At 63.6% G+C, this 20,334-nt stretch carries 16 protein-coding genes; 10 read left to right on the top strand and 6 right to left on the bottom strand.

Translation table 11 applies throughout. The features are described 5' to 3' along the window. Window positions 1-28: 28 nt before the first annotated feature. Both ACHFFR_RS04075 and ACHFFR_RS04070 read right to left on the bottom strand, forming a co-directional pair. A complete protein-coding gene (locus ACHFFR_RS04075; RefSeq protein ID WP_394262999.1) occupies window positions 29-688 on the bottom strand; it encodes an adenylate cyclase in 660 nt (219 codons plus the stop codon). A 102-nt stretch (window positions 689-790) separates the two neighbouring features. Beyond that, window positions 791-2,284 carry a hypothetical protein gene (locus tag ACHFFR_RS04070; RefSeq protein WP_394262998.1) on the bottom strand — a complete coding sequence of 498 codons (1,494 nt, stop codon included), beginning with the start codon at window positions 2,282-2,284 and terminating at the stop codon, window positions 791-793. An 89-nt stretch (window positions 2,285-2,373) separates the two neighbouring features. Between ACHFFR_RS04070 and ilvA the strand changes: the two genes are divergently transcribed. From ilvA to ACHFFR_RS04025, 9 genes are all read left to right on the top strand, one after another. Beyond that, complete coding sequence (ilvA, locus tag ACHFFR_RS04065) at window positions 2,374-3,624, top strand: threonine ammonia-lyase IlvA (RefSeq protein WP_394262997.1); 1,251 nt, start codon at window positions 2,374-2,376, stop codon at window positions 3,622-3,624. A 19-nt stretch (window positions 3,625-3,643) separates the two neighbouring features. Beyond that, window positions 3,644-4,570 (top strand): DsbA family protein, encoded by a 927-nt coding sequence (locus tag ACHFFR_RS04060; protein ID WP_394262996.1) that lies wholly within the window; start codon window positions 3,644-3,646, stop codon window positions 4,568-4,570. 14 nt (window positions 4,571-4,584) lie between these two features. Further along, a complete protein-coding gene (locus ACHFFR_RS04055; protein ID WP_394262995.1) occupies window positions 4,585-5,202 on the top strand; it encodes a 1-acyl-sn-glycerol-3-phosphate acyltransferase in 618 nt (205 codons plus the stop codon). Window positions 5,203-5,212: 10 nt separating this feature from the next. After that, window positions 5,213-6,559 carry an alpha/beta fold hydrolase gene (locus ACHFFR_RS04050; protein WP_394262994.1) on the top strand — a complete coding sequence of 449 codons (1,347 nt, stop codon included), beginning with the start codon at window positions 5,213-5,215 and terminating at the stop codon, window positions 6,557-6,559. A 31-nt stretch (window positions 6,560-6,590) separates the two neighbouring features. Next, window positions 6,591-7,442 (top strand): aldo/keto reductase, encoded by an 852-nt coding sequence (locus ACHFFR_RS04045; protein ID WP_394262993.1) that lies wholly within the window; start codon window positions 6,591-6,593, stop codon window positions 7,440-7,442. Window positions 7,443-7,582: 140 nt separating this feature from the next. Further along, window positions 7,583-8,503, top strand: coding sequence for a bifunctional hydroxymethylpyrimidine kinase/phosphomethylpyrimidine kinase (thiD, locus tag ACHFFR_RS04040; protein WP_394262992.1), 921 nt, complete (start codon window positions 7,583-7,585; stop codon window positions 8,501-8,503). Next, window positions 8,500-9,189 (top strand): HD domain-containing protein, encoded by a 690-nt coding sequence (locus ACHFFR_RS04035; protein ID WP_394262991.1) that lies wholly within the window; start codon window positions 8,500-8,502, stop codon window positions 9,187-9,189. The genes thiD and ACHFFR_RS04035 overlap by 4 nt, the downstream gene beginning before the upstream one ends. Window positions 9,190-9,904: 715 nt before the next feature. Continuing rightward, window positions 9,905-11,464 (top strand): HNH endonuclease signature motif containing protein, encoded by a 1,560-nt coding sequence (locus tag ACHFFR_RS04030; protein ID WP_394262990.1) that lies wholly within the window; start codon window positions 9,905-9,907, stop codon window positions 11,462-11,464. A 246-nt stretch (window positions 11,465-11,710) separates the two neighbouring features. Continuing rightward, the gene (locus ACHFFR_RS04025) at window positions 11,711-12,139 is read left to right on the top strand and encodes a hypothetical protein (protein ID WP_394262989.1); all 429 of its coding nucleotides are present in this window, start codon (window positions 11,711-11,713) and stop codon (window positions 12,137-12,139) included. A 377-nt stretch (window positions 12,140-12,516) separates the two neighbouring features. Here the strand turns inward: ACHFFR_RS04025 and ACHFFR_RS04020 are convergent, their stop codons facing one another. The 4 genes from ACHFFR_RS04020 to ACHFFR_RS04005 form a co-directional block, all read right to left on the bottom strand. After that, a complete protein-coding gene (locus ACHFFR_RS04020) occupies window positions 12,517-13,482 on the bottom strand; it encodes an alpha/beta fold hydrolase (protein ID WP_394262988.1) in 966 nt (321 codons plus the stop codon). Between the two features lie 149 nt (window positions 13,483-13,631). Further along, window positions 13,632-14,921, bottom strand: coding sequence for an MFS transporter (locus ACHFFR_RS04015; protein WP_394262987.1), 1,290 nt, complete (start codon window positions 14,919-14,921; stop codon window positions 13,632-13,634). A 75-nt stretch (window positions 14,922-14,996) separates the two neighbouring features. Further along, window positions 14,997-16,370, bottom strand: coding sequence for a replicative DNA helicase (dnaB, locus tag ACHFFR_RS04010; RefSeq protein WP_394263010.1), 1,374 nt, complete (start codon window positions 16,368-16,370; stop codon window positions 14,997-14,999). Window positions 16,371-16,437: 67 nt separating this feature from the next. Then, window positions 16,438-17,637 carry a cobalamin-independent methionine synthase II family protein gene (locus ACHFFR_RS04005; protein ID WP_394262986.1) on the bottom strand — a complete coding sequence of 400 codons (1,200 nt, stop codon included), beginning with the start codon at window positions 17,635-17,637 and terminating at the stop codon, window positions 16,438-16,440. A gap of 1,854 nt (window positions 17,638-19,491) precedes the next feature. Here ACHFFR_RS04005 and ACHFFR_RS04000 point away from each other — a divergent pair. Then, complete coding sequence (locus ACHFFR_RS04000; RefSeq protein WP_394262985.1) at window positions 19,492-20,334, top strand: hypothetical protein; 843 nt, start codon at window positions 19,492-19,494, stop codon at window positions 20,332-20,334.

Genomic DNA, 20,334 nt, shown 5'->3' with positions numbered 1-20,334 from the left:
CAGCCGCGGGGACGACGTCGGCTCAGGGTCAGTCGGCCGAGCGCAGGTCGAGGAAGAACGGGCCGCGTTGGGCGAGCTCGTTCACGTATAGGGCATCCCAGTGTTGCCAGGGTTCCTTGGACAGGGAGTCGTTGGTGAAGCGCGGATCGGCCGTGACCTCCGTGAGGCAGAAGCTGGGGATATCAAGGTCGACGACGGGGGTCAGGCGTTCGATCTCCGCCACGATGAGGCCGAGGTTTTGCCCGACGAACACGTCGAACTCCCAGCCGTCCTCGTTGAACCACAGCGAGTGGCGCGTCTTGGCGATGACCCGCGGCGAACGCTGGATGATCTGCACGGCAACGTCCGTGTCGAGTTCGGTCTCCATCTCGTACCGCTCCCCGTTCACGGACGGGGACTTGACCGCGATGGTCGCCACTGCGGTGTCGTGATGCTCGGCGATCAGAGCCGCGAGGAGGCGGCGCTCGTAGGCGCCGAGCTCGTCGAGGGCCGGGTCGAACGGGGCAGTCTCGGTGGGCAGCTTTGCGCCGCGGAACTGGAGGCGGACGCGGATCGCATAGCCGGCCTCGGCAAAGACGTAGGCCTGAATGATCACCTGCGGGGCGCCGTGCTCGACCACACCCTCGGGTAATTCTTTGACGAGGAACTTGCGCTCGAACTCGAAGGAGAAATCGCGGGAGGAATCCATGGGTAACGACCTCTCACTCGGTAAATGCCATCGTGCGCCGGCGGCGTCTGTGCCCCATTGTCCCAGACTTTGACCGCGCATCGGCGATCTTCACGGGCACTGTTATCCGAGCGGGCGCAGGTAGTGTAGCGTCTGGCCGTCCCATTCGAAGAACATGTCCGAACTGTGCCCCTCGCCCACGAGCACGGTGGTATCGAGAAGTTCCTCGCTCGTGACGACGTTGATGAGACGCTCGCCGAGGAGTGCGAAGGGAGCACCGCGGCGCAAGGGCTCCGCTTCGGCGGGAAGATCGGTGATCCAGGTGCCGTCGTGGAGGATGGCTGGGGTCCGCGTGGCGGGGAAGACGGATTGCCCGCCGATGTCGTCCTCGCTGACGAGTTCATCGTCATCGGGCGCGGATGTGTCGGCGGCTGCGTCGTCGGCGCCGGTGGCCTCGGTATCTGGCTCAGCTGTGCCGCTGTCGCCGGTGCTGGTGTCGTCTGCGCTGGTATCGCCGGTATCTGGCTCGGCGGTGCTGGTGTCGTCTGTGCTGGATTCACCTGTGTCGGTCTCACCAGAGTCGGACTCGCCAGCGTCGGTCTCACCAGTGCCGTCACCGTCAGTGCCATCAGTATCTGCATCGGCGGTGTCAGTTTCGGCACCCGGCTCAGAATCGCCCGCATCGGCCACGTCCTGCGCGAGGGCCTCGGCCAACTCCTCCGCAGTTACGTCGCCGTTGAACGCCACGGGCTCGTACACGATCGCTGCCGCGTTCCGATCAATCTCGGTCACCGCCAGGGCGTTGCCGCGCCGATCGTACTCGACCACGCTGAGCTCGCCGTCGTCCGTCGTCGTGCAGACGATGCCATCGGTGGCGGACCAGCACTCTTCGCCGAAAACCAAGCTCATCTCGGGGTAGGCGATGAACGCGGTGCCGGCGCGGGAAGCGAGGTGGGTGTTGACGATGTCGGTGCCAACTGTGAGCTCGTTGGTGGACTGGTCGAGCATGAACAGGCGCTCGTCCTTGATGACGTCGCCCGTTTCGTCCACGATCGCCGTCAGCACCGAATCGCGGCCGAGCTTCACGATGCCGCCGCCCGAATCGTAGGCGCCCACGAGCTCGGGGATGTCCGGATCGAGCACGTGGGAGCGGGTCCAGCGCAACTCCTCGGCGCCGTTGCGGGCGTTGAGAATAACGAGGTCGTCGGACTTCCCCACCTGCACAAACACCAGGCCGCTCGAGGCGTCCATGGATCCGACCACGCCGCCGTCGGCCACTTCGTAATCCCACGTGGGAAGGGTGCGCCCGGAATTCGACACCGAGTAAGCCTCCAGCATCGTCCCGCGGCGGCTCTCGAGTGCAACGACCACCGTGCCGGACTGCCGGTCGTACACGACGGCGCTCGGCTCGTCGACCAAGTCGATCGACCAGTCGCGTTCGGCGCCGGCCTCATACGGGTTGCGGACGGGTTCCGGTTCGGGTTCGGGCTCGGGGGTCGCCGTCGGGGTCGCCGAGGGCGTGCCAAGCGGGGTGGACGGCGACGCCGGCTCGGTGATCGAACTCGAGCACGCCGACAACGCGAGCGCGAGGCCCGCAACCGCAGCCAGCTTCTTCATGCCCAATCCTTCCGTTACAGTCCACGATACCGTCGCCCGCACGGGCAAGGGAATTTGGTTTCGTTAGCACGCGAGAGGAAAATGGGTATATGACTAACACAGGCCCCACCGGAACTGACGTGGTTCTCGCCGCCCAGACGCTCGGAACCACCGTTCGCACCACCCCGCTCGAGGAATCGCCGCGGCTGAGCGCCAAGTTCGGCCAGCCCGTCTTGCTCAAGCGAGAAGACATTCAGGTGGGACGCTCGTACAAGGTGCGCGGGGCGTACAACTTCATCGCCACGATGGAGCCGAGGGAGGCCGCCAATGGCGTGGTCTGCGCGTCGGCGGGCAATCACGCGCAGGGCGTGGCGTTCGCGTGCAACGAGAAGCAGATTCACGGCACTATTTTTATTCCGTCGACGACGCCGCGCCAGAAGCGTTCCCGCATCGCCGACATTGGCGGGGATTGGGTCACGCTCAAGATCGCGGGCTCCACGTTCGACGAGTGCTCCATCGAAGCCGTCGCTTACGCGAAGGAGCACGACGCCGTCTACATTCACCCCTTCGATGACGCGCGGACCATCGCCGGCCAGGGAACCGTGGTCAAAGAACTGTTCGAGCAGGCAGCGCAATCCCCGCGATCCGTCATCGTGCCGATCGGCGGCGGCGGGCTCGTGGCGGGCACGCTCGCTTGGGTCAAGCAATTCCACCCCAGCGTCAAGGTGATCGGCGTGGAGCCGGCGGGCGCGGCGTCAATGACGGCGGCCCTGGAGGCCGGCGCACCGCAGACCCTCACCGAGATCGACAACTTCGCCGACGGCACCGCCGTGGCGCGAGCCGGGGACATCACGTTCCAGATCGTTCGGGACTTGATCGACGAGATCGTCGTCGTTCCCGAAGGCGCTATCTGCACCGAAATGCTCGAGCTCTACCAGGTGGAAGGCATCATCACCGAACCGGCGGGCGCGCTCGCCGTCGCCGCCCTCGACTACATCGACGACCTGCCGGCCGGGCCCGTGGCCTGCATCGTGACGGGTGGAAACAACGACGTCTCGCGCTATGACGACATCGTCGAGCGGTCGATGATTCACGAGGGTCTGCGCCACTACTTCCTCGTGACGTTCCCTCAGGAGCCGGGCGCGCTTCGCGGCTTCCTCGACGACGTGCTGGCCGACGGCGAGGACATCATCCAGTTCGAGTACACGAAGAAGAACAATCGCGAGACCGGCCCGGCGCTCGTGGGCATCGAGATCGACGATCCCAGCCACCTCGATGGCCTGCTCGAACGCATGGAAGCCTCCAACCTCGAGATCGAGAAGCTAGAGCCGAATTCCCCTGCCTTCGCATTCGTCCTTTAAGATGTGCGAAGGAGGGCAAATGACTGAGAAACTCAACACGGCCGAACCTGCGCGCGAGAAGAACAAAAACCTGATCGTCGCCGCGGTGGTAGCCGGCGTAGCGATCGTGGCTCTCGTGGTCGCCATCATTTTCTACAACCTCGGCAAGGGCGAGGCCACCCCGCCCGAGCAGACGCCGTCCGTGGAGGCGAGTGCCGGCGCGGGGCAGGGCTCCGGCCAGGACGGTTCCGGGCAGGGCGGCGAGCCGGGCGGTGCCGGGCAGGGCGGTTCCGGCCAAGGCGATGGCGGACAAGGCGGCCAAGGTTCCCAGCAAGGTGGACAGGGCGCCCGCGACGGCGGCGAGCAGGTCAACGAGCTCGGCCCGGTCGACCCGCAGCAAAAGGCCCTCATTGAAGCCCAGTGGCGCCTGGACGCAGACGATCCGCTGGCGGTTGGCGATCTCGACGCCGACCTCCTCGTCCAGATTTACTACGACTACCGGTGCGGCTACTGCGCGATGTCCTCGGTTGAGCTTGAGCCCGAGCTGCAATCGCTCGTCGACGACGGCACGATCCGTATCGAGTACACCAACCTTCCCGTGCTCGGCGAGGAATCGATGCTCGCCGCGCAGGGCTCGATCGCCGCGGCCAATCAGGGCAAGTTCTTCGAGTACCACGAGCACATGTTCGCCAATCAGTATGACGGCACTCCGGTGACCGTCACGAAAGACGGACTGGCGGACGTGGCTCGCGAGATCGGCGTCGCCGATATTGATAAGTTCGTCTTCGATTTGACGTCGGATTCGGTGGTCGGCAAGGTTCAGGGCGATCGCACGCGCGGCACGCAGGGCCTGGGAATCACGGGCACGCCGGCGTTCATCATCGGCTATAGCTACGTGCCGGGCTTCATTCCGTACGACACGTTCACACAGGTGGTCGACGCCGAACTGGCGCGCCCCGCGGCATAACCCAAGGAGACCCGTTGGGAATCAAGCGACTCATATCCCGCACCTACCAGAAGTTTTCCAAGTGGACGTTCGAGGGCGGCCCGCTGCCCGATAAGGGCATCATTATCGGCGCCTACCACACGTCATACTGGGACGGATGGTTCATGCTCATGGCGCTGTGGGACAAGGGCGTGCCGTTCAAGTTCCTCGTCAAGGACTCGCTGGCGAAGGGCGTGACCGGCCCGATTATCCGGGCGGTCGGCGGCGTGGCGGTGGACCGCTCGCGCACCTCCGGCATGGTGGACGGCATCGTGGCTCAGCTCAAGGAGCTCGACGAGTTCCAGCTGGTCATCGCGCCCGAAGGCACGCGCAAGAAGAAGGACTACTGGAAGTCCGGGTTCTGGCATATCGCGAATCAGTCGGGCATGCCCGTGACGCTCGCTTACATCGACTCCACGCGCAAGGTATACGGCTGGCGCGAGGCGATCGAGATCTCGGGCGACATGAAGGCCGACATGGATTACATCCGCGACGTCTACAAGGACATGTCCGGGTTCAATCCCGCGGGCAACACGTGGCCGCGCCTGCGCGGCGAACAGGACGAATCGCTGCCGGGGCACCCCGAGCAGGATCCGGGCACGCCGCTGAACTAATGTCCCGAACATGACACTGCGCACCACCTCCTTTTCTCTGCCCGGCTACACCTCCTATGAGCATCGCTTGGCGGTGCCGCTCGTGCATGAGGGGCTCGGCTACGGCGATCGCCTAGGCGGTTCGGCGGGCCGGCGCATCGACATCTTCGCGCGGGAACTCGTGCGCAACGGCAACGAGAACGCCCCTCGCCTCGTGTTCTTTCAAGGCGGGCCCGGCTCCGCGGCCACGCGCCCGGAGACGATGGACGGATGGGTCAGGCGTGTGCTCGAGGACTACCGCCTCATGTTGCTCGATGAGCGCGGCACAGGCCAGTCCTCGCCGATCGACGCGCGGGTGCTGACCGGCGTCGGCTCCCCCGAGGAGCAGGCCGACTATCTCGCGTGCTTCCGCCAGGATTCGATCGTCGCCGACGCCGAAGCGCTCCGCCGCGAACTGCAGGGCGAGAGGCCGTGGTCGGCGCTTGGCCAGTCGTTCGGCGGGTTTTGCGTCACCACGTACCTCTCGCAGGCGCCCGAAGGCCTCGCCAAGGCGATGATCACCGCCGGGCTACCCTCCACGCACCGCCACGCCGACGACGTCTACCGGCTGACCTACGCACAAACCGAGCGCCGCCACCAGCAGTTCTTCGAGCGCTATCCCGATGACGAGGTGACGTGCTGGCGGATCGTCGAGCACCTGAACGCGGGCGAGCCCGAGATTCTGCCCACGGGCGAGCCGCTCACCGCGCGCCGGTTCCGCATGCTCGGCATCAACCTCGGTACCAGCTACGGCTTCGAAAAGCTGCACTACATGCTCGAAGACCCGTTCGCGGATGGGCGCCTGACCTCGCGTTTCCTCACCGCGGTGGCCGCCGAGCTGTCCTACGGCCCGAACCCGCTGTACTGGGCGCTGCACGAGTCGATTTACCAGCAGCGCGACCTCGCTCCCGCGTGGTCCGCCCACCGGATCCGCGGCGAGTTCCCGCAGTTTCGTCAGCCGGAGCAGACCGCGAGCGCCGAGCGCGCCCTGCGCGCCGAAGGCCACGGTTTCCGCTTCACGGGCGAACACGTCTTCCCGTGGCAGGGCGAGGAAGATCCGGCACTCGCGCCGATGGCCGAGGCGGTAGGAATCCTCGCCGCCCGCGAGGACCTGCCGAACCTCCACGACCGCCGCGTGCTCGCAACGAACACCGTGCCCACCGTCGCCTGGATTTATACGCAGGACATGTTCGTGCCCCGCGAGATCTGCGAGGAAACCGCGGCCGAGATCGCGGGCATCACAACGCTCGTCTCGGAGGAATACCACCACGACGCGCTGCGGACGCACGGCACCGACGTCGTCGACGCCATGGTCCTAGCCCTCAACGAAACGACGTGACCGTGTCGCAGGTGCGTGAGATACTGGCCACATGAACCAGCCACGTATCGATTTAAACTCCGGCCACCAGATCCCCCAGTTCGGTTTCGGGACGTACAAGATTGACGACGCCGACGCCGAGGCCACCGTCCTATCCGCGCTCGGCGTGGGATACCGCCACCTTGATACGGCGCAGATGTACGGCAACGAGGCGGGCGTGGGGCGGGCGCTCGCGGCGATGGGCGAGAAGCTCGGGCTCGATCGCAGCGACGTGTTCGTGACGACCAAGCTCAACACGCCCAACCACGAGCCCGACGACGTGCGCTCGAGTTTCGTGCAGTCGCTGAAGGATTTGCGCTCGGACTACGTTGACCTCTTCCTTATCCACTGGCCGATGCCGATGTTCTACGACGGCGATTTTGTCTCGACCTTCCAGGCGATGGAGGAGTTCGCGGGCGCCGGGCAGGCGAAGTCGATCGGTGTGTCCAATTTCGAGACCTACCATCTGGATACGCTGATCGAGGGCGCGGACATCGTGCCCGCCGTTAATCAGATCGAGATTCACCCCTATTTCCAAAACCGCGAGGTGGCGAACTACTGCCAAGAGCGCGGGATTGCCGTGGAAGCGTGGAGCCCGCTTGGGCGCGGCGGCGTACTGTCCGATCCCGTGATCGCGGATGTGGCGCGCGAGGTTGGCGCGACCCCGGCGCAGGTGGTCATGGCGTGGCACCTGGACAAGGGGTACATCGTGATCCCGAAGTCCTCGCACGAGGATCGCCAGCGGGAGAACCTTGGCGGGCTCGAAGTGCGGCTGACCGAAGAGCAGCACGCGCGCATCGACGACCTGGACAAGGGCGAAGAAGGCCGAACCGGCAAGCACCCCGACGTGTTCGATCGGATGTAGTGCCGCGGAGCGGGGAGCCCGGATCGGGGCGCCCGGAACGGATGACGTAAGGCGCGCGGACGGCGTCGTGAACCCCACTGGGTACACGCGCGGGTGAAGCGTAAGATGAGGTCAGCGCTATAACTGAAAGGTTGACACTCATGGTCACGTACGCATACACAATCGCAGGGTCGGAAGCGACGGGCGGTGCCGGCTTCCAGGTGGATCTGAAGACGTTCCACGAGCTGGGCACGTATGGTCTGGGCACGCTTTCCTGCATCGTGACGTTCGATCCGAAGGACAACTGGAACCACCGATTCACGCCGATCCCGCCGCATGTGATTGAGCAGCAGATGGAAGCGGCGATGGGGCACGCGGATCTGGACACCGTCAAGCTCGGCATGCTCGGCACGCCCGAGACGATCGACGTGGTGGCCAAGGGCCTGAAGAAGCAGGCATGGAAGAACATCGTGCTCGATCCGGTGCTGATCTGTAAGGGTCAGGAGCCGGGACAGGCGTTGGATACCGACAACGCGCTGCGCGAGAAGATTTTTCCGCTGGCGACCGTCGCGACACCGAATTACTTCGAAGCCGTGACGCTCTCCGGCATGGACACGCTCGAGACGCTCGAAGATCTCGCCGAGGCCGCCCAGCGGATTTCAGAGCTCGGGCCGAAGTACGTGGTGGTCAAGGGCGGCATGGACTTCCCTGGCGACGACGCCGTGGACGTGCTCTGGGACGGCGAGCAGGCAACCGCGTTCACAGTTCCGAAGATCGGGACGACGCGCGTGTCCGGAGCCGGCTGCACGCTGGCGGCCGCGATTGCCGCGGAGCTCGCGAAGGGCTCGGGCATTCACAAGGCCGTGCGCATCGCGAAGGACCTGGTGACGCAGGGCATCGATGCGCAGGTCAAAGCGAATACGCCGTTTAACACCGTGTGGCAGGGTGCCTTCGAGCCGATGGAGGATTACACGTTCCCGGCCGAGGTCGACTACTCGGACGCCGAGCCAGAAGACGGCGAATGTGGCGGCCCCGGTGAGGGCGGCTGCGGGCCGGACGGCTGCAACTGCGGGAAGCAATGACGTACCCAGACGGCGTCGTCACATACCCCGACCGAGGGGTCGCCCAAGCGTTCCTGTGGGAGCACTTGGCGGCGGCGGACGCGTCTGACGGCGCGAAACGCTACCGGTTCGAGCACTGTCTGCGGGTAGCGAAGATCGGGCGCGTGGTGGCTGAGCGGGCGTTTCTTGACGCGGAGCTGCTCGAGTTGGGGTGTTTGCTGCACGACGTCGGCAAGTACGACGCCGAGGTGCCCGTGGATCACGGGCGTGCCGGGGCGTTGGTGGTGCGGGACTGGTTCGATGAGGTCGAGTTCCGCGGGGCCGCCGCCGACGAGGTTGTGCAAGGTATCGCCATGCACGTGGACGGGTTGTTTAATCCGCGCGAGGACGACCAGGGTAGCGGGCGGAATGCTGCGGGCGTGGAGTATTTGCGGTTCAAGCGGCCGCCTGGGCCGGTGGCTGCGTCGATCGCGGACTGCGACAACATCGACCGGTTCGGGGCGTACCGGATCGCCGACACGCTCGCGTACGTGCGGTTTATGGAGAAGTCGACGGACGAACAGCGCGAATTCATCGAGGGGTATCTCGAGAACTTGCGGGGACTGTACGACGACGAATGCTCCACCGACGCCGCTCAGGACCTGTGGACCGACCGGCTGGACTTCCAGCAGGAGTACTTTGTGCGATTGCTTGGTGAAATTCGGTAGGTATCGGCTGCGGGGTTGCGGTGGCGGTGGCTGCCGGGCTGCGAGGCAATCACTCTCTTCTTTTTAGGGGGGCACGTTTAACGTGTCCCCCCTTTTGGACGCTTGACGTTCGATGTCATACCAGTTCAGACCGGTTCTGACCGGTAGGTCCGGCGCATTTACCCGTGACCATCGGGCCATAATCTGCGCCAATCACATACTGATTCGCGGATTATCCAAAACTCCTCGTGGGAACCGGTCCAAACTCAGACAAATTTGGCGCCGACTTGCGAGAATGGAATTATTCCAGCGACCTCCACCGAAAGGCACACACATGACCACGGCGCCCAGCTCGGGGATTCGACTGGTCGCGGATTCACAAGCTAATGTGGGCGCTCACGCGAGGGCGTTAATCGCGTGAGCATAGGGCGTGGCTTCGGCATTGTTCTGAGGCCACGCCCTCTTGTTTCTCATGTGCGGGACTCGGGACCGGAGCAGGCACCGAGCGTGATCGTGAGCGAGCGCCGAGCGGGAGCCGGAGCAGGCACCGAGCAGGAGCTGGAGCGCAGAAGTTATCAACAGGCGCCCAAACGTTAGATTTCGGTACTTGCCTGTGGAGCGAAAGAAACTCGGCGTAGACACCTCCATAGGATTGATGTATCTACCCATCAAGGTCCCATGAGACCGGAGTTCACCGTCCATGAGACCCGAGTTCGCGCCGAAGGAGGTGCCCGCTATGCTCGTCGAATCCAACGACGCCATCGAAGCTGCCACCATCCCCGCCGCGGGCAACGCTTCCGGTGCGGACGACGTTTCCGGAGCGACCGTCGTCGTTGATGATAATCGCGAAGCCGGCGCGCCGAAGGTGGCCGAGGCGATTGCGCTGCTTCACGAGGCGCTCAGGTTGCTCACTGAGCTGGATGTGGCTGGCCTGGATCGGCAGGACCGGCTCGATTTGTCGCATGAATTGGCGCGAGGGCGAATCCGGATGGACGCAATTCGCTCCGGAGTCTTGGCCGAGGTGGCTGCGAAGAAGGATTGGGAGGACGGGCCGACTCGCACGCTGGTTGAGTTGGAGGAGAGGGTCTCTCAGGAGCCGCGGCGGGAGTCGCAACAGAATATCGCTCGCGCGCGGGGGTTGGCCGAGGATTTGCCGCTGTTTCGTGAGGCGTATTTGGCTGGTCGCGTTGGAGCGCAGTACATCGATTTGGTGCGTTCGGCTATTCGGTCTCCGAAGCTGAAAGCGCAGCTTGCCGATCCGGTCGAAGGCGAGGCGTTCTTGCTTGAGGCGGCGCAGTCGATGACCGTCGAGAGTTTCAGGCATGCGGTGAGGGCGTGGTCCATTAAGTTTGCGCCGGTTACTCAGGAGCGCGCCGAGGAGAAAGCGGTTCGTCAAGAAAAGCTTCACATGTTTCAAAAGGACGACGCGTGGGTCATCAACGGGACGTTCACGAAACTCAACGGGCAGAAGGTGTACAACGCGCTTCAGGGTGCGATGGGCCGCAAGGCGAAGGACGACAACCGGCACGTGCCCGAGCGGCGCGCCGCCACGCTGGTGGAACTGTGCGAGCGCGCCGTGCAAAATGGCGAGATTCAGCCGCAGGCACGGCTGGTTCCCCATATTTCTGCGATCGTGAACCTAGAGACGCTGCTTGCTGCCGATGCGCGCGCCGAACTGGACTGCGACCTCGAGACGCAGCGCGAGTTTTTCGGCCAAGACGGAGACGACCCCGTCCTCGGCAAGCTCAAGACCGTCATTCCGGCAGGGATCGCCGCGCAGCATTTCGAAGGCCTCGAGCCAGGGCGCCTCGATGACGGAACTCCGCTCACACCCGCTCAGCTCCAGTTAATGATGTGCGACTCGCAGATCTCGAGAGTCGTGTTCAAATCCAAATCACAGGTTCTCGACATCGGCAGAAAAGACCAGATCTGTACCTCGGCTCAGGCTAGGGCGATCATCGCGAGAGACCGAACATGCCGATTCCCTGGATGCAACCAAACTTATGCGACCAGTCAGATCCACCATGTTCAATATTGGGAACACGGCGGGCTCACAAACCTCGACAACCTCGTCATGCTGTGCTGGCATCACCACAAGAAAATTCACGAGGAACACATCGCCATCAAACGCTACGAACACGGATGGCAGTTCGTCACGCGGCATGGCCGCGTCATTGCGGACCCGAACCTGCGCTCCGACGCCGAACCACCACGCGACCCGGCGGGGCTAGAGGGTCAGGATCCTCCGCCCGATCATGGAGCCCACCCAGATCGTCAAGATTCCCTGTTTACGTAGGTGCCATCTCTTTATCCGCATAGGTGCCACATCTCTGCTCGCATGCCTGCCACCTCTCTGTTCCGATAGGTGCCACCTGTCAATGCGCGTAGGCGCCAACGCGCTGCGTGGAAATCTGTCCGCGCTCGCGGGGGGCGACGTTGGTTCACATCAGTCAACCACGAACAAGACTCTATAGCGCCCGCTCGCCGGTCGGAGTAGTATCGAAGGCGAAGAAGGCGTGAACCTGAGATGGGAATGAGCAGCATGTTCGGACAGAGGCGCGCCGTCGCCGTCGTCGCGACGGTCCTCCTTGCCGCAACTGGCTGTGCGCACGAAACCGGTCTTGGGATCAGCGTCGAGGGTGGGCTCGGGAATCAAACGATGATGACCCGCGCGGAGGAGACCTCCGGAATGGACGCACTCATCGAGGGGCAGTTGGGCTGGACGGATGAAAACTGTCTCGGTCTCGGTCTCGCACTCGATGGCTCGCTGGTAATAACTCCGGCCGTGTTTCCGTATGGCACCGTCTTCTTGCCCGAATGGGATGGCATTCAGCTTCGCGATGGCACGATCGTGATGATTGGTGAGCAGATGGAATCTGGTGGCGGCTTCGTCACGCCGCCTCCCGATATCATGCGCCACGTTCCGCTCAACTGCCACGTCGAGGGCGAGATCCCGTTTATGAATCAGTAATCGCTGCGGCATCGGTAACCGCTGTGGCGTTAGTACCCGTATAGAAGCCGGTAACCGCGTCCGCGAGCGCGTGCGCGCCCGAAGAACCGACGATACTGCGACGGCCGACGCACCTCACTCACCCTCGACATCACATAGGAGTACCGACTTGCGCGAAGGGTGCGGGAGCACAACTGCGCCCGCACCCTTCCCTTTTCACCTCGTGAGTGACCCAATATGTATCGTTCACCTTCCGAATCGCGAATGTTCTCGCACCGAGCCCTCGGCCGCGAGCTCGCAGCGTATGTAACGCCGCTCACATTTAACGATAGCGGTGCGATCGTCGTCGTTGAGGTTCAACATGGAACGAAACGGTGACGAGTCGGCGAACAGTTGGTTTACTCAACCAGATCGTCGTCGGCGGCGACCTGCGAATTCAGGAAGACGAAGACGAGAATCTCGGCCTCGACCTCATCGCGACTCTCGGGCTCGTTGTGAACCTCGTGGCGCAGGCCCGAATACACGACGGTGCGCACGTCCCGCAGGCCGCGCTTCCACAGCTTGTTTGCCGCGTGGTAGACGCCCTCACCATAGTTGCCGACCGGGTCTTGATCGCCGGCGAGCAGCAGAACCGGCAGGTCGAGCGGGAAATGCTCCGCGATGTCCGGCGCCGTCGCCACATCGTTGATGTCCACGAAGTCCTTGAGGAAGCGCGTGGTCATGTGGGCGTTGAAGTTGTTGAATGGATCCACGGCGTGATCGTCCACAATCGGGCGGAACGCGGCGATCCAATCGTTGGGGTGCGGGTCGTCGCCGAAGCGATCCGTCGCCCCCGCGAAGAGCTGGCCGAGCAGGGCATCCGGCGCGGGCTCAGCGCCGCGACCAGCATCGATCTCGGCCTGCAGCGCCTGGCGGTCGATTTGGTCGGCGCCCAACCACTGCTCGACGACGCCGCACAGCATCAAACCATCGAGCTCCTCGCCGTGCCGCGTCATGTACGCGCGCCCGATCATCGAGCCCCACGAATGCCCGAAGATGAAATATGGCAGGTCGGGGTACTCTTCCTTCGCGATCTGCGTGAGCGAGTACTCGTCCTCGACGTAGGTTTCCCAGCCCGTGTCGCCGGTGTCCTGCCAGATTCCCGATTCCATGCCGGTCTTGCCGTGACCGACGTGATCATTGGCGACGACGACGATCCCGTTCGCCACGAGCGACGAAATGAGGTGGAGGTAGCGGCGAGAATGCTCGCCGAGACCGTGGATGAGTTGCACGACGGCGACCGGTTCCGTGACCGGTGCGTACCTCCATGCGTGGACGGTGTCGCGCTTGTTAAACGATTCGAACTCGATTTCGCGTAGTGACATGCCATGACCTTTCGGGGTGGGGGCGCCTTTCCTGTCTGAGGTCATCGGCTTACATGTGCCGATGTAACGCCGATCACAGTCTATCCTCGCCCGTTGCGTGCTGCTACGGAGATGTCGAACGCGAGTGCGCCGCCACCGCGGCGGCCGCGCTAGTACCCGATCTGCTTTTCGTGAGCCTGAACGGACCATTCGGCGTGGACGCGCGGAAGATAATTCGAGTAGCGAATCCGCAGACGCATCCCCTTCGTCCAGAAATACATGAGAATTCCGACGACGGCGATCAGGTTCGCGCCGCCACCGAACAGGAGCGTTGAGCGTGGCCCGAACGCGTCGCCCAGCCAGCCGATGATTGGCGCTCCGATCGGGGTGCCGCCGAGGAAAATCGCCATGTAGATCGCCATGACGCGCCCGCGGAACAGCGGGTCCGAACTCAGCTGAACGGCAGCGTTCGCGGACGTCATGACGGTCAGCGAGAAGAAGCCGGTGGGCACAAGCAGCGCCGCATAGACGAGGTAGTTCGGCGAGAATGCCAGCCCGATCGTCAGTAGCGAGAAGGCGAGCAGCGCGAGGAGAATCGTACGCATGCGCGGGCGCTGCCGGCGAGCCGCCATCAGCGCACCGGCCAGCGTACCGATCGCCATGATCGTGCCAAGGAGCCCGTACTCCCCCGAGCCCTTGCCGAAAATCTGGGTGGCCATCGTCGCGTTGAAAATCTGGAAATTCAGCCCGAACGTTCCGAGCATGAACACGATGACGAGCAGCACCACGATGTCCGGCTTCGTCTTCAGATACTTCAGCCCGCCCCGGATCGCGCCCTTGCGCGCGGCGCGCGGCGAGGGGTGCAGCTCCTTGGTATCGAGCACGATCAGCGCAATCAGCATCGCCACAAACGACAGGGTGTTGATCAGCAGAGCCGGGGCGACGTCGTCGTTGAAAGCCGCAATCATAAAACCAGCCGCGCCCGGACCGACCAGCCGGGCGCCGTTAAACGACGTCGAATTCAGGCCCACGGCGTTCGCGAGCCGCTCCTGCGAGACGATTTCAGGGACGAATGCCTGGCGGGCGGGGTTGTCGAAGGAGATGATGATGCCCTGGACGAACGCGAGCATGTACACGTGCCAGAGTTGCGCGACGTCCGTGAAGACGATGAGCCACATCGCGAACGAGTTCAGCATGAGCAGCAACTGCGTCACGATGAGGACGGCGCGCTTCGAGAAGCGGTCGACGATGCCGCCCGCGTACGGGGCGAGGAACGGGATTGCCAGGAATTGCAGCGCGGTGACGAGTCCAAGCGCCGCCGAGGATCCGTCGGTGAGCTCCGTCAGCACCAGCCAGTCTTGGGCGATGCGGTGGACCCACGTGCCGATGTTTGAGACCAGTGCTCCCGCGAAATAGTAGCGGTAGTTCTTGACTTCAAACGATGCGAATGTTCGTGACACGAGGCTCCTCTAGGTTCGCCTCACAACTTTAGTGGGCGAGGGTGCCTCACGCTATCGACTGGATCACCCGCGGAATCAGCCCTCGCCGAAGTTTGCGAACCTCGTGTAGTTCCCCTGGAAGGCGAGCTCGATGGTGGAGGTTGGGCCGGAGCGGTTCTTACCCACGATGACTTCGGCCGGCGGATCGTCTGGCGAGCCGTCCACGTTCTCGGGGCGGTTAATGAGGAGGACGACGTCGGCATCCTGCTCGAGCGAACCGGACTCGCGAAGGTCGGAAACGGCCGGCTTCTTGTCGCCTCGCTGCTCCGGATTACGGTTGAGCTGGGAAATCGCGATGATCGGGATTTCGAGTTCCTTGGCTAGGAGCTTGATCGAGCGCGAGAATTCCGAGACCTCCTGCTGGCGGGACTCCGGGGTGCGGCCGCCGGAGGTCAGGAGCTGGAGGTAATCGATGACGATGAGTTCGATGTCGTGTTGCTGGCGCAGGCGGCGGGCCTTCGCGCGGATCTCCATCATCGTGAGGTTGGGCGAATCGTCCACGAGGAACGGCGCGGAGGAGATGCGGTCGAGCGTCTTGGAGATGCGGGCCCACTGGCTCTGGCGCAGGTCGCCGGTGATGAGGTTTTTGAGGAAGACCTCCGATTCGGCGGCCAGCACGCGCAGGCCGAGCTCGACGCGGTTCATCTCGAGGGAGAAGAACGCCACGGGCTTCTTTTCTCGGATCGCGATGTGGCGGCAAAAATCCATGGCGATCGTCGTCTTGCCCATACCAGGGCGGGCGGCAACGATGATCATCTGGCCGGGACGCAGGCCGTTGAGGGTGTCGTCGAGCGAATGGAAGCCTGTGGACAAGCCGGTGACGCCGTCCTCGCGGCTCGCGTTGGCTTGGACCTCGGCGAGAAGTTCGCCGACGAGGTCCTTCATCTCGACGTGGTCCTGCGTGGCGCGCGATTCGGTCATGTTGTAGACCTCGGACTGCGCCATGTTGAGCAGTTCGGCTACGTCGCCACCGTCGGTGGTGTACCCGAGCTGAGTGATACGCGTGCCCACCTCGATGAGCGTGCGGAGCTTGGCCTGGTCGGCCACGATCTGCGCGTAGTATCCGGCGTTCGCGGCCGTGGGGACGGAGTTGACGAGGTCAAAGATGTAGGTGCGCCCGCCGACCCGCTCGAGGTCGCCGTTCTTCGCCACCTCGGAGCTGACCGTGATCGCGTCCGCCGGTTCGCCGCGCCCGAAGATTTCGAGGATCGCGTTGAAGATGATTTCGTGTGCGGGGCGGTAGAAATCGCCGGCGATGAGGACCTCAAGGACGTCCGCAATCGCGTCCTTGTTCAGCATCATTCCGCCAAGAACCGAGCGTTCGGCCTCGACATCCTGAGGTGGGACGCGATCAAACGACGCGTTAGACACTTCTGACACTAGGCCTCCTTTAACCGCTCCGAGGTGCATCACTCAATCTAGCGCCAAAACGCGATGCTTTTCATCTTCCTCCACGACCGTGCAAAGGCGTGCACAGTTACAGGCCGAAGTGCTTGTTCGCGATCTCGGTTCCCTCCACGAGCGTTTCGAGTTTCGCCCACGCAATCTGCTCGTGGACGCGGCCTCCGAGCCCGCAATCGGTCGAGGCGATGACGTTGTCGGGGCCGACGAGCTCGCCGAACCGGATCAGGCGCTCGGCCACGAGCTCAGGATGCTCGACGATGTTGGTCGAATGCGAGACGAGACCGGGAACGATCTGATTGCCCGCGGGAAGCTTGCCGTCCTTCCAGATCTTCCACTCGTGCGCGTGGCGGCCCGAGGCGGCTTCGAAGGAGAACTGCTTGGCGTTGACCTGCAGGCACTGGTCAACGATCGCCTCGAACGGGATATCCGTCGAGTGCGGGCCGTGCCACGATCCCCAGCAAATGTGCAGGCGTACGAGCTCGGGGTCGATGCCCTCGAGCGCGCGGTTGAGTGCGTCGACGCGGAGCTGGAGCCAGTCCTGGTAGTCGGCGATGGTCGGCTCGGGATTGATCTGATCCCACGATTCAGCGAGATCCGGAGCGTCGAGCTGGACGGTCAGGCCGGCATCGGTAATGATCTTGTATTCCTCGTGCATCGCGTCTGCGACGGCGTTGAGCAGGTCCTTCTCGTTGCCGTAACGCTTGTCTTGGATGCGCGCTGCGGAGCCCGGGGAAATGGCGGCCATGAAGCCCTCGTCGATGCCGAGCGCTGCCATATTCTTGGTCAGGAGCTCGACGTCCTTCGTGGTCGCGTCCTTGCCGATATAGGTGATGTCGTTGGTGAAAACCGGCGCCTTCGTCATCGCGCTACCCGTGTAGATGCCTGACTTCGGGTCCGCGTAGGCGTCCGCGAAGTGCTTGCGGTCGCGCCGGTCCTCGAACGAAGTGAGCACGACGTTGCCGGGCGACGACAGGCGCTGGCCGCCGCCGTCGAGCGTGGACACGTCCTCGAATTCGATGCCGCCGAGACGGGTGAACGAGTAGAACCACCAGGCGCCGTAATCGACGGTCTCCTGCATGATGTGGCCGTACTCGCCTTCGTTGACGATGTCGATGCCGATGTCCTTCTGGCGCTTCACAACGCCCGCGACCTCCGCCTCAAGAACCTCGTTGAACTCCTGCGTGGAGATTTCCGCATTCGCATGCTTCGTATTCGCCTCGAGAAGTGCCTTCGTGCGGGGAAGGGAACCCACGTGGGTGGTCTTGATACTCACAATCACTCCTAAAAATCGATGCCCATGGTGCGGGGATTACAGGGTGAGGATAAGCAAAATACGAGGTGAAAGCGCCAAAAGCCACGTGGCGAGACGTCCGCTGCGCTCCGGTTCGACTTTCATCCATCGACGCTCCGATCTGCTCAGGCGGCCTGATTATCCAGCACGCCCAGCCGTACAGCGCGCTCGAGCAGCACACTCGGGCTCCACGCCGCGCACTCCCAGCCGCGCAGCACGCTCAGGCTTCACACCTCACACTGTCAGTCGCCCAGCACGCCCGGACTCCGCGCCGCACAGTACAGTCGCGAAGCACGGTCGACCTCTACACCGCTCACTCACCGCCGCGCAACACACTCGGACTCCGTGCCGCGCACTCACAGTCGCGCAACACACTCGGACTCCGCGCCGCACACTACAGCTTCACAGGTAACCCACCTTCCGGCGCGCAACGAAGGTTTGGCCGCGCCACATCCAGCCACATCGAGGCCGCCAGCACTGCGGCGGCTGTTCACCGCGCGGTGTCCGGAAGTTAGTGCGCCAGTTCCTCGCCCATAGCCAAAGAAACCACAACCGTCAACATCTCTCAAAAATGTTATCCACAGGCTCGCGCGAGCCTCTGTGCATAGTTGAAGAAAACATGTGGATGATTCGTGGATGCCGTGGAGAACGGTCGAGCAACCCTCCGGAATTATCCACAAAGTTACACACATCGGATCATATATGTGGACAGGCCGTGGTTTTCCCGCATGGTTTCGTACACAGGTTCATCCACAGCCGTGGATAACTGACCTCAATCGAGACAAGTTTGCATCGAGCCCGATTTGCCGGGCGACTTGAAGTATTTCTGGTGCGTGTCCGCTAGGTGAGCTGCCGGTAAACTCTGATTCGACGATGGACAGCTAGCTCGTGGGTGGGAAAGAGACGCGCCCTATTTCGAGGTCGGGGCAATGCCAGCGCTCAGAATCCCACTTGGTCACGCTCGGGCACAATCGAGGGCATCACCATCGCGGTTGAAACGCGGGGTACTCAGAGCACGGTGTCCCCGTATAGCCGACATCGCGCCCCAGGAACACCGCAAATTAACGCCACCACGATCAACACCCCACAAGAATGGCAGCGCCCAGCCCGGAGGCGGCTTCGAGTGAAGGCCGGCGGTGCAGGTTGGAAGCGCAGGCAACGGGCACCGGACGGTGCTGATGGTTGGCGGCGGCCAGCGGTGACGTCCTGTCTAATTCAGTGCTGATGCGCTCTGACAATAGGCACCAGCTGCGGGCAGCGGGCATCGGACACCAGCTGCGGGCAGCGGGCATCGGACACCAGCAGCGGGCAGCGGGCATCGGACACCAGCAGCGGGGGCATCGGACACCAGCTGCGGGCAGCGGGGGCATCGGACACCAGCTGCGGGCAGCGGACACCAGCTGCGGGCAGCGGCTGGCGGCTGTGACCGGCGGTGACGTGCGGTATCCACTCTGACTCCAAGCCCAGCTGCGCGTCCACAAGCGAGGGCATCACCATCGCGGTTGAAACGCGGGGCGCTCAGAGCACGATGTCCCGATATAGCCGACATCGCGCCCCAGGAACACCGCAAATCAACGCCACCACGATCAACACCCCAAAAGGATGCCACCGCGAAGGCCGGCGGCGCAGGCCGGGGCGGGAGGGGGCTGCGGCGGACGGCTTGAGGTGACCGCGGGCGGAGACTGGCTAGACGGCTACTGTGGAGGGCGGTGATGTGCGGAGCTACCAGGCCGGCGGTGCGGAGTGGAGACGTCCCCTTGCCGGACGTTTGGACACGGATTTCACCCGTGGTTTACCGCGCTGGCGTATTCTGTTGGGAAGAGAAGAGGAGGCGCAATGGTCGAATTTCGATCAGATAATCCCACGGGATCCGCGTGGGTGAGTTCCGGGCGCGCCCTGCGCCTCCCCCGCCGATCCGAGGCTTTGGAGTCGCAGTTCCTCGCGGGTAACTACGCGAAGGCCGACAGGCGCCGCCAGCGCCGACTGGCCCGGAGCCAGCGCGAGCACTTCGAGAATCAGCCGCGCACGTGGACCGCCCCGCGCACCGGCGCCGCTCCGCCCCAGTCGACAACTAGCCAGACGCCGCGGAGCTACGAGGTCACACGCCGCCCGACCCCACCGGGTTCCACCACCACAGTTGGACGCCTGCACGGCGTGACGGTTCCCTCCGACCAATCCTTCATGGCCAGGGCCACGCGCATCTGGAAGAATTTCGCCCACGCGCGTCTCACCTCCGCAACCGCCACGTTTACGGGCTCGGCGGGTTACACCCTCGACGGTGTCGAGCTCACGAAACAGGAGCTCCGTGCCTGGCTGGGCGGCGATCCCCGTGCCAACAACCTCGTGGTCATTGACGGCGGCCGGCGCACCGATACCGGCCGGCGCACCGACACCGGCCAATCTCCGAACACACGGCCCGTCGTGCAAACGGTGTCTGCGCCATCGGATTCGCCGCGCCCGTCCCAAGCCTTTCAAACACAGCGAAGATCCCAGCAGCCAGCACGCCGACCGAACAACGCGCCGCAGCGCGCCGCGAATCGCCCCCGACCCCAGGCCCGGCCGAAGAAGTCGAATTCAGTCTTGCCGAAGGGGATGATTTTCTGGATTGTCCTCTTCCTCATCATGTTCGGCGGAGGAATAATCGCGGACGTCATCCGGATGATCACGGAGATTCTCTAG

It is taken from the genome of Trueperella sp., assembly GCF_043424875.1.
In the GTDB taxonomy this organism is placed as follows: domain Bacteria; phylum Actinomycetota; class Actinomycetes; order Actinomycetales; family Actinomycetaceae; genus Trueperella.
Note: the sequence above shows the minus strand (reverse complement) of the source record. Positions and strands in the feature narration are given on the sequence as shown.

Bases quoted from the DNA above. Each gene is read 5' to 3' on its own strand.
- ACHFFR_RS04045 (WP_394262993.1), top strand. From the start codon at position 6,591: ATGAACCAGCCACGTATCGATTTAAACTCCGGCCACCAGATCCCCCAG.
- ACHFFR_RS04075 (WP_394262999.1), bottom strand. From the start codon at position 688: ATGGATTCCTCCCGCGATTTCTCCTTCGAGTTCGAGCGCAAGTTCCTC.
- ACHFFR_RS04030 (WP_394262990.1), top strand. From the start codon at position 9,905: ATGCTCGTCGAATCCAACGACGCCATCGAAGCTGCCACCATCCCCGCC.
- ACHFFR_RS04070 (WP_394262998.1), bottom strand. From the start codon at position 2,284: ATGAAGAAGCTGGCTGCGGTTGCGGGCCTCGCGCTCGCGTTGTCGGCG.
- thiD (WP_394262992.1), top strand. From the start codon at position 7,583: ATGGTCACGTACGCATACACAATCGCAGGGTCGGAAGCGACGGGCGGT.
- ACHFFR_RS04035 (WP_394262991.1), top strand. From the start codon at position 8,500: ATGACGTACCCAGACGGCGTCGTCACATACCCCGACCGAGGGGTCGCC.
- ilvA (WP_394262997.1), top strand. From the start codon at position 2,374: ATGACTAACACAGGCCCCACCGGAACTGACGTGGTTCTCGCCGCCCAG.
- ACHFFR_RS04050 (WP_394262994.1), top strand. From the start codon at position 5,213: ATGACACTGCGCACCACCTCCTTTTCTCTGCCCGGCTACACCTCCTAT.
- ACHFFR_RS04060 (WP_394262996.1), top strand. From the start codon at position 3,644: ATGACTGAGAAACTCAACACGGCCGAACCTGCGCGCGAGAAGAACAAA.
- ACHFFR_RS04000 (WP_394262985.1), top strand. From the start codon at position 19,492: ATGGTCGAATTTCGATCAGATAATCCCACGGGATCCGCGTGGGTGAGT.
- ACHFFR_RS04025 (WP_394262989.1), top strand. From the start codon at position 11,711: ATGTTCGGACAGAGGCGCGCCGTCGCCGTCGTCGCGACGGTCCTCCTT.
- ACHFFR_RS04020 (WP_394262988.1), bottom strand. From the start codon at position 13,482: ATGTCACTACGCGAAATCGAGTTCGAATCGTTTAACAAGCGCGACACC.
- dnaB (WP_394263010.1), bottom strand. From the start codon at position 16,370: ATGCACCTCGGAGCGGTTAAAGGAGGCCTAGTGTCAGAAGTGTCTAAC.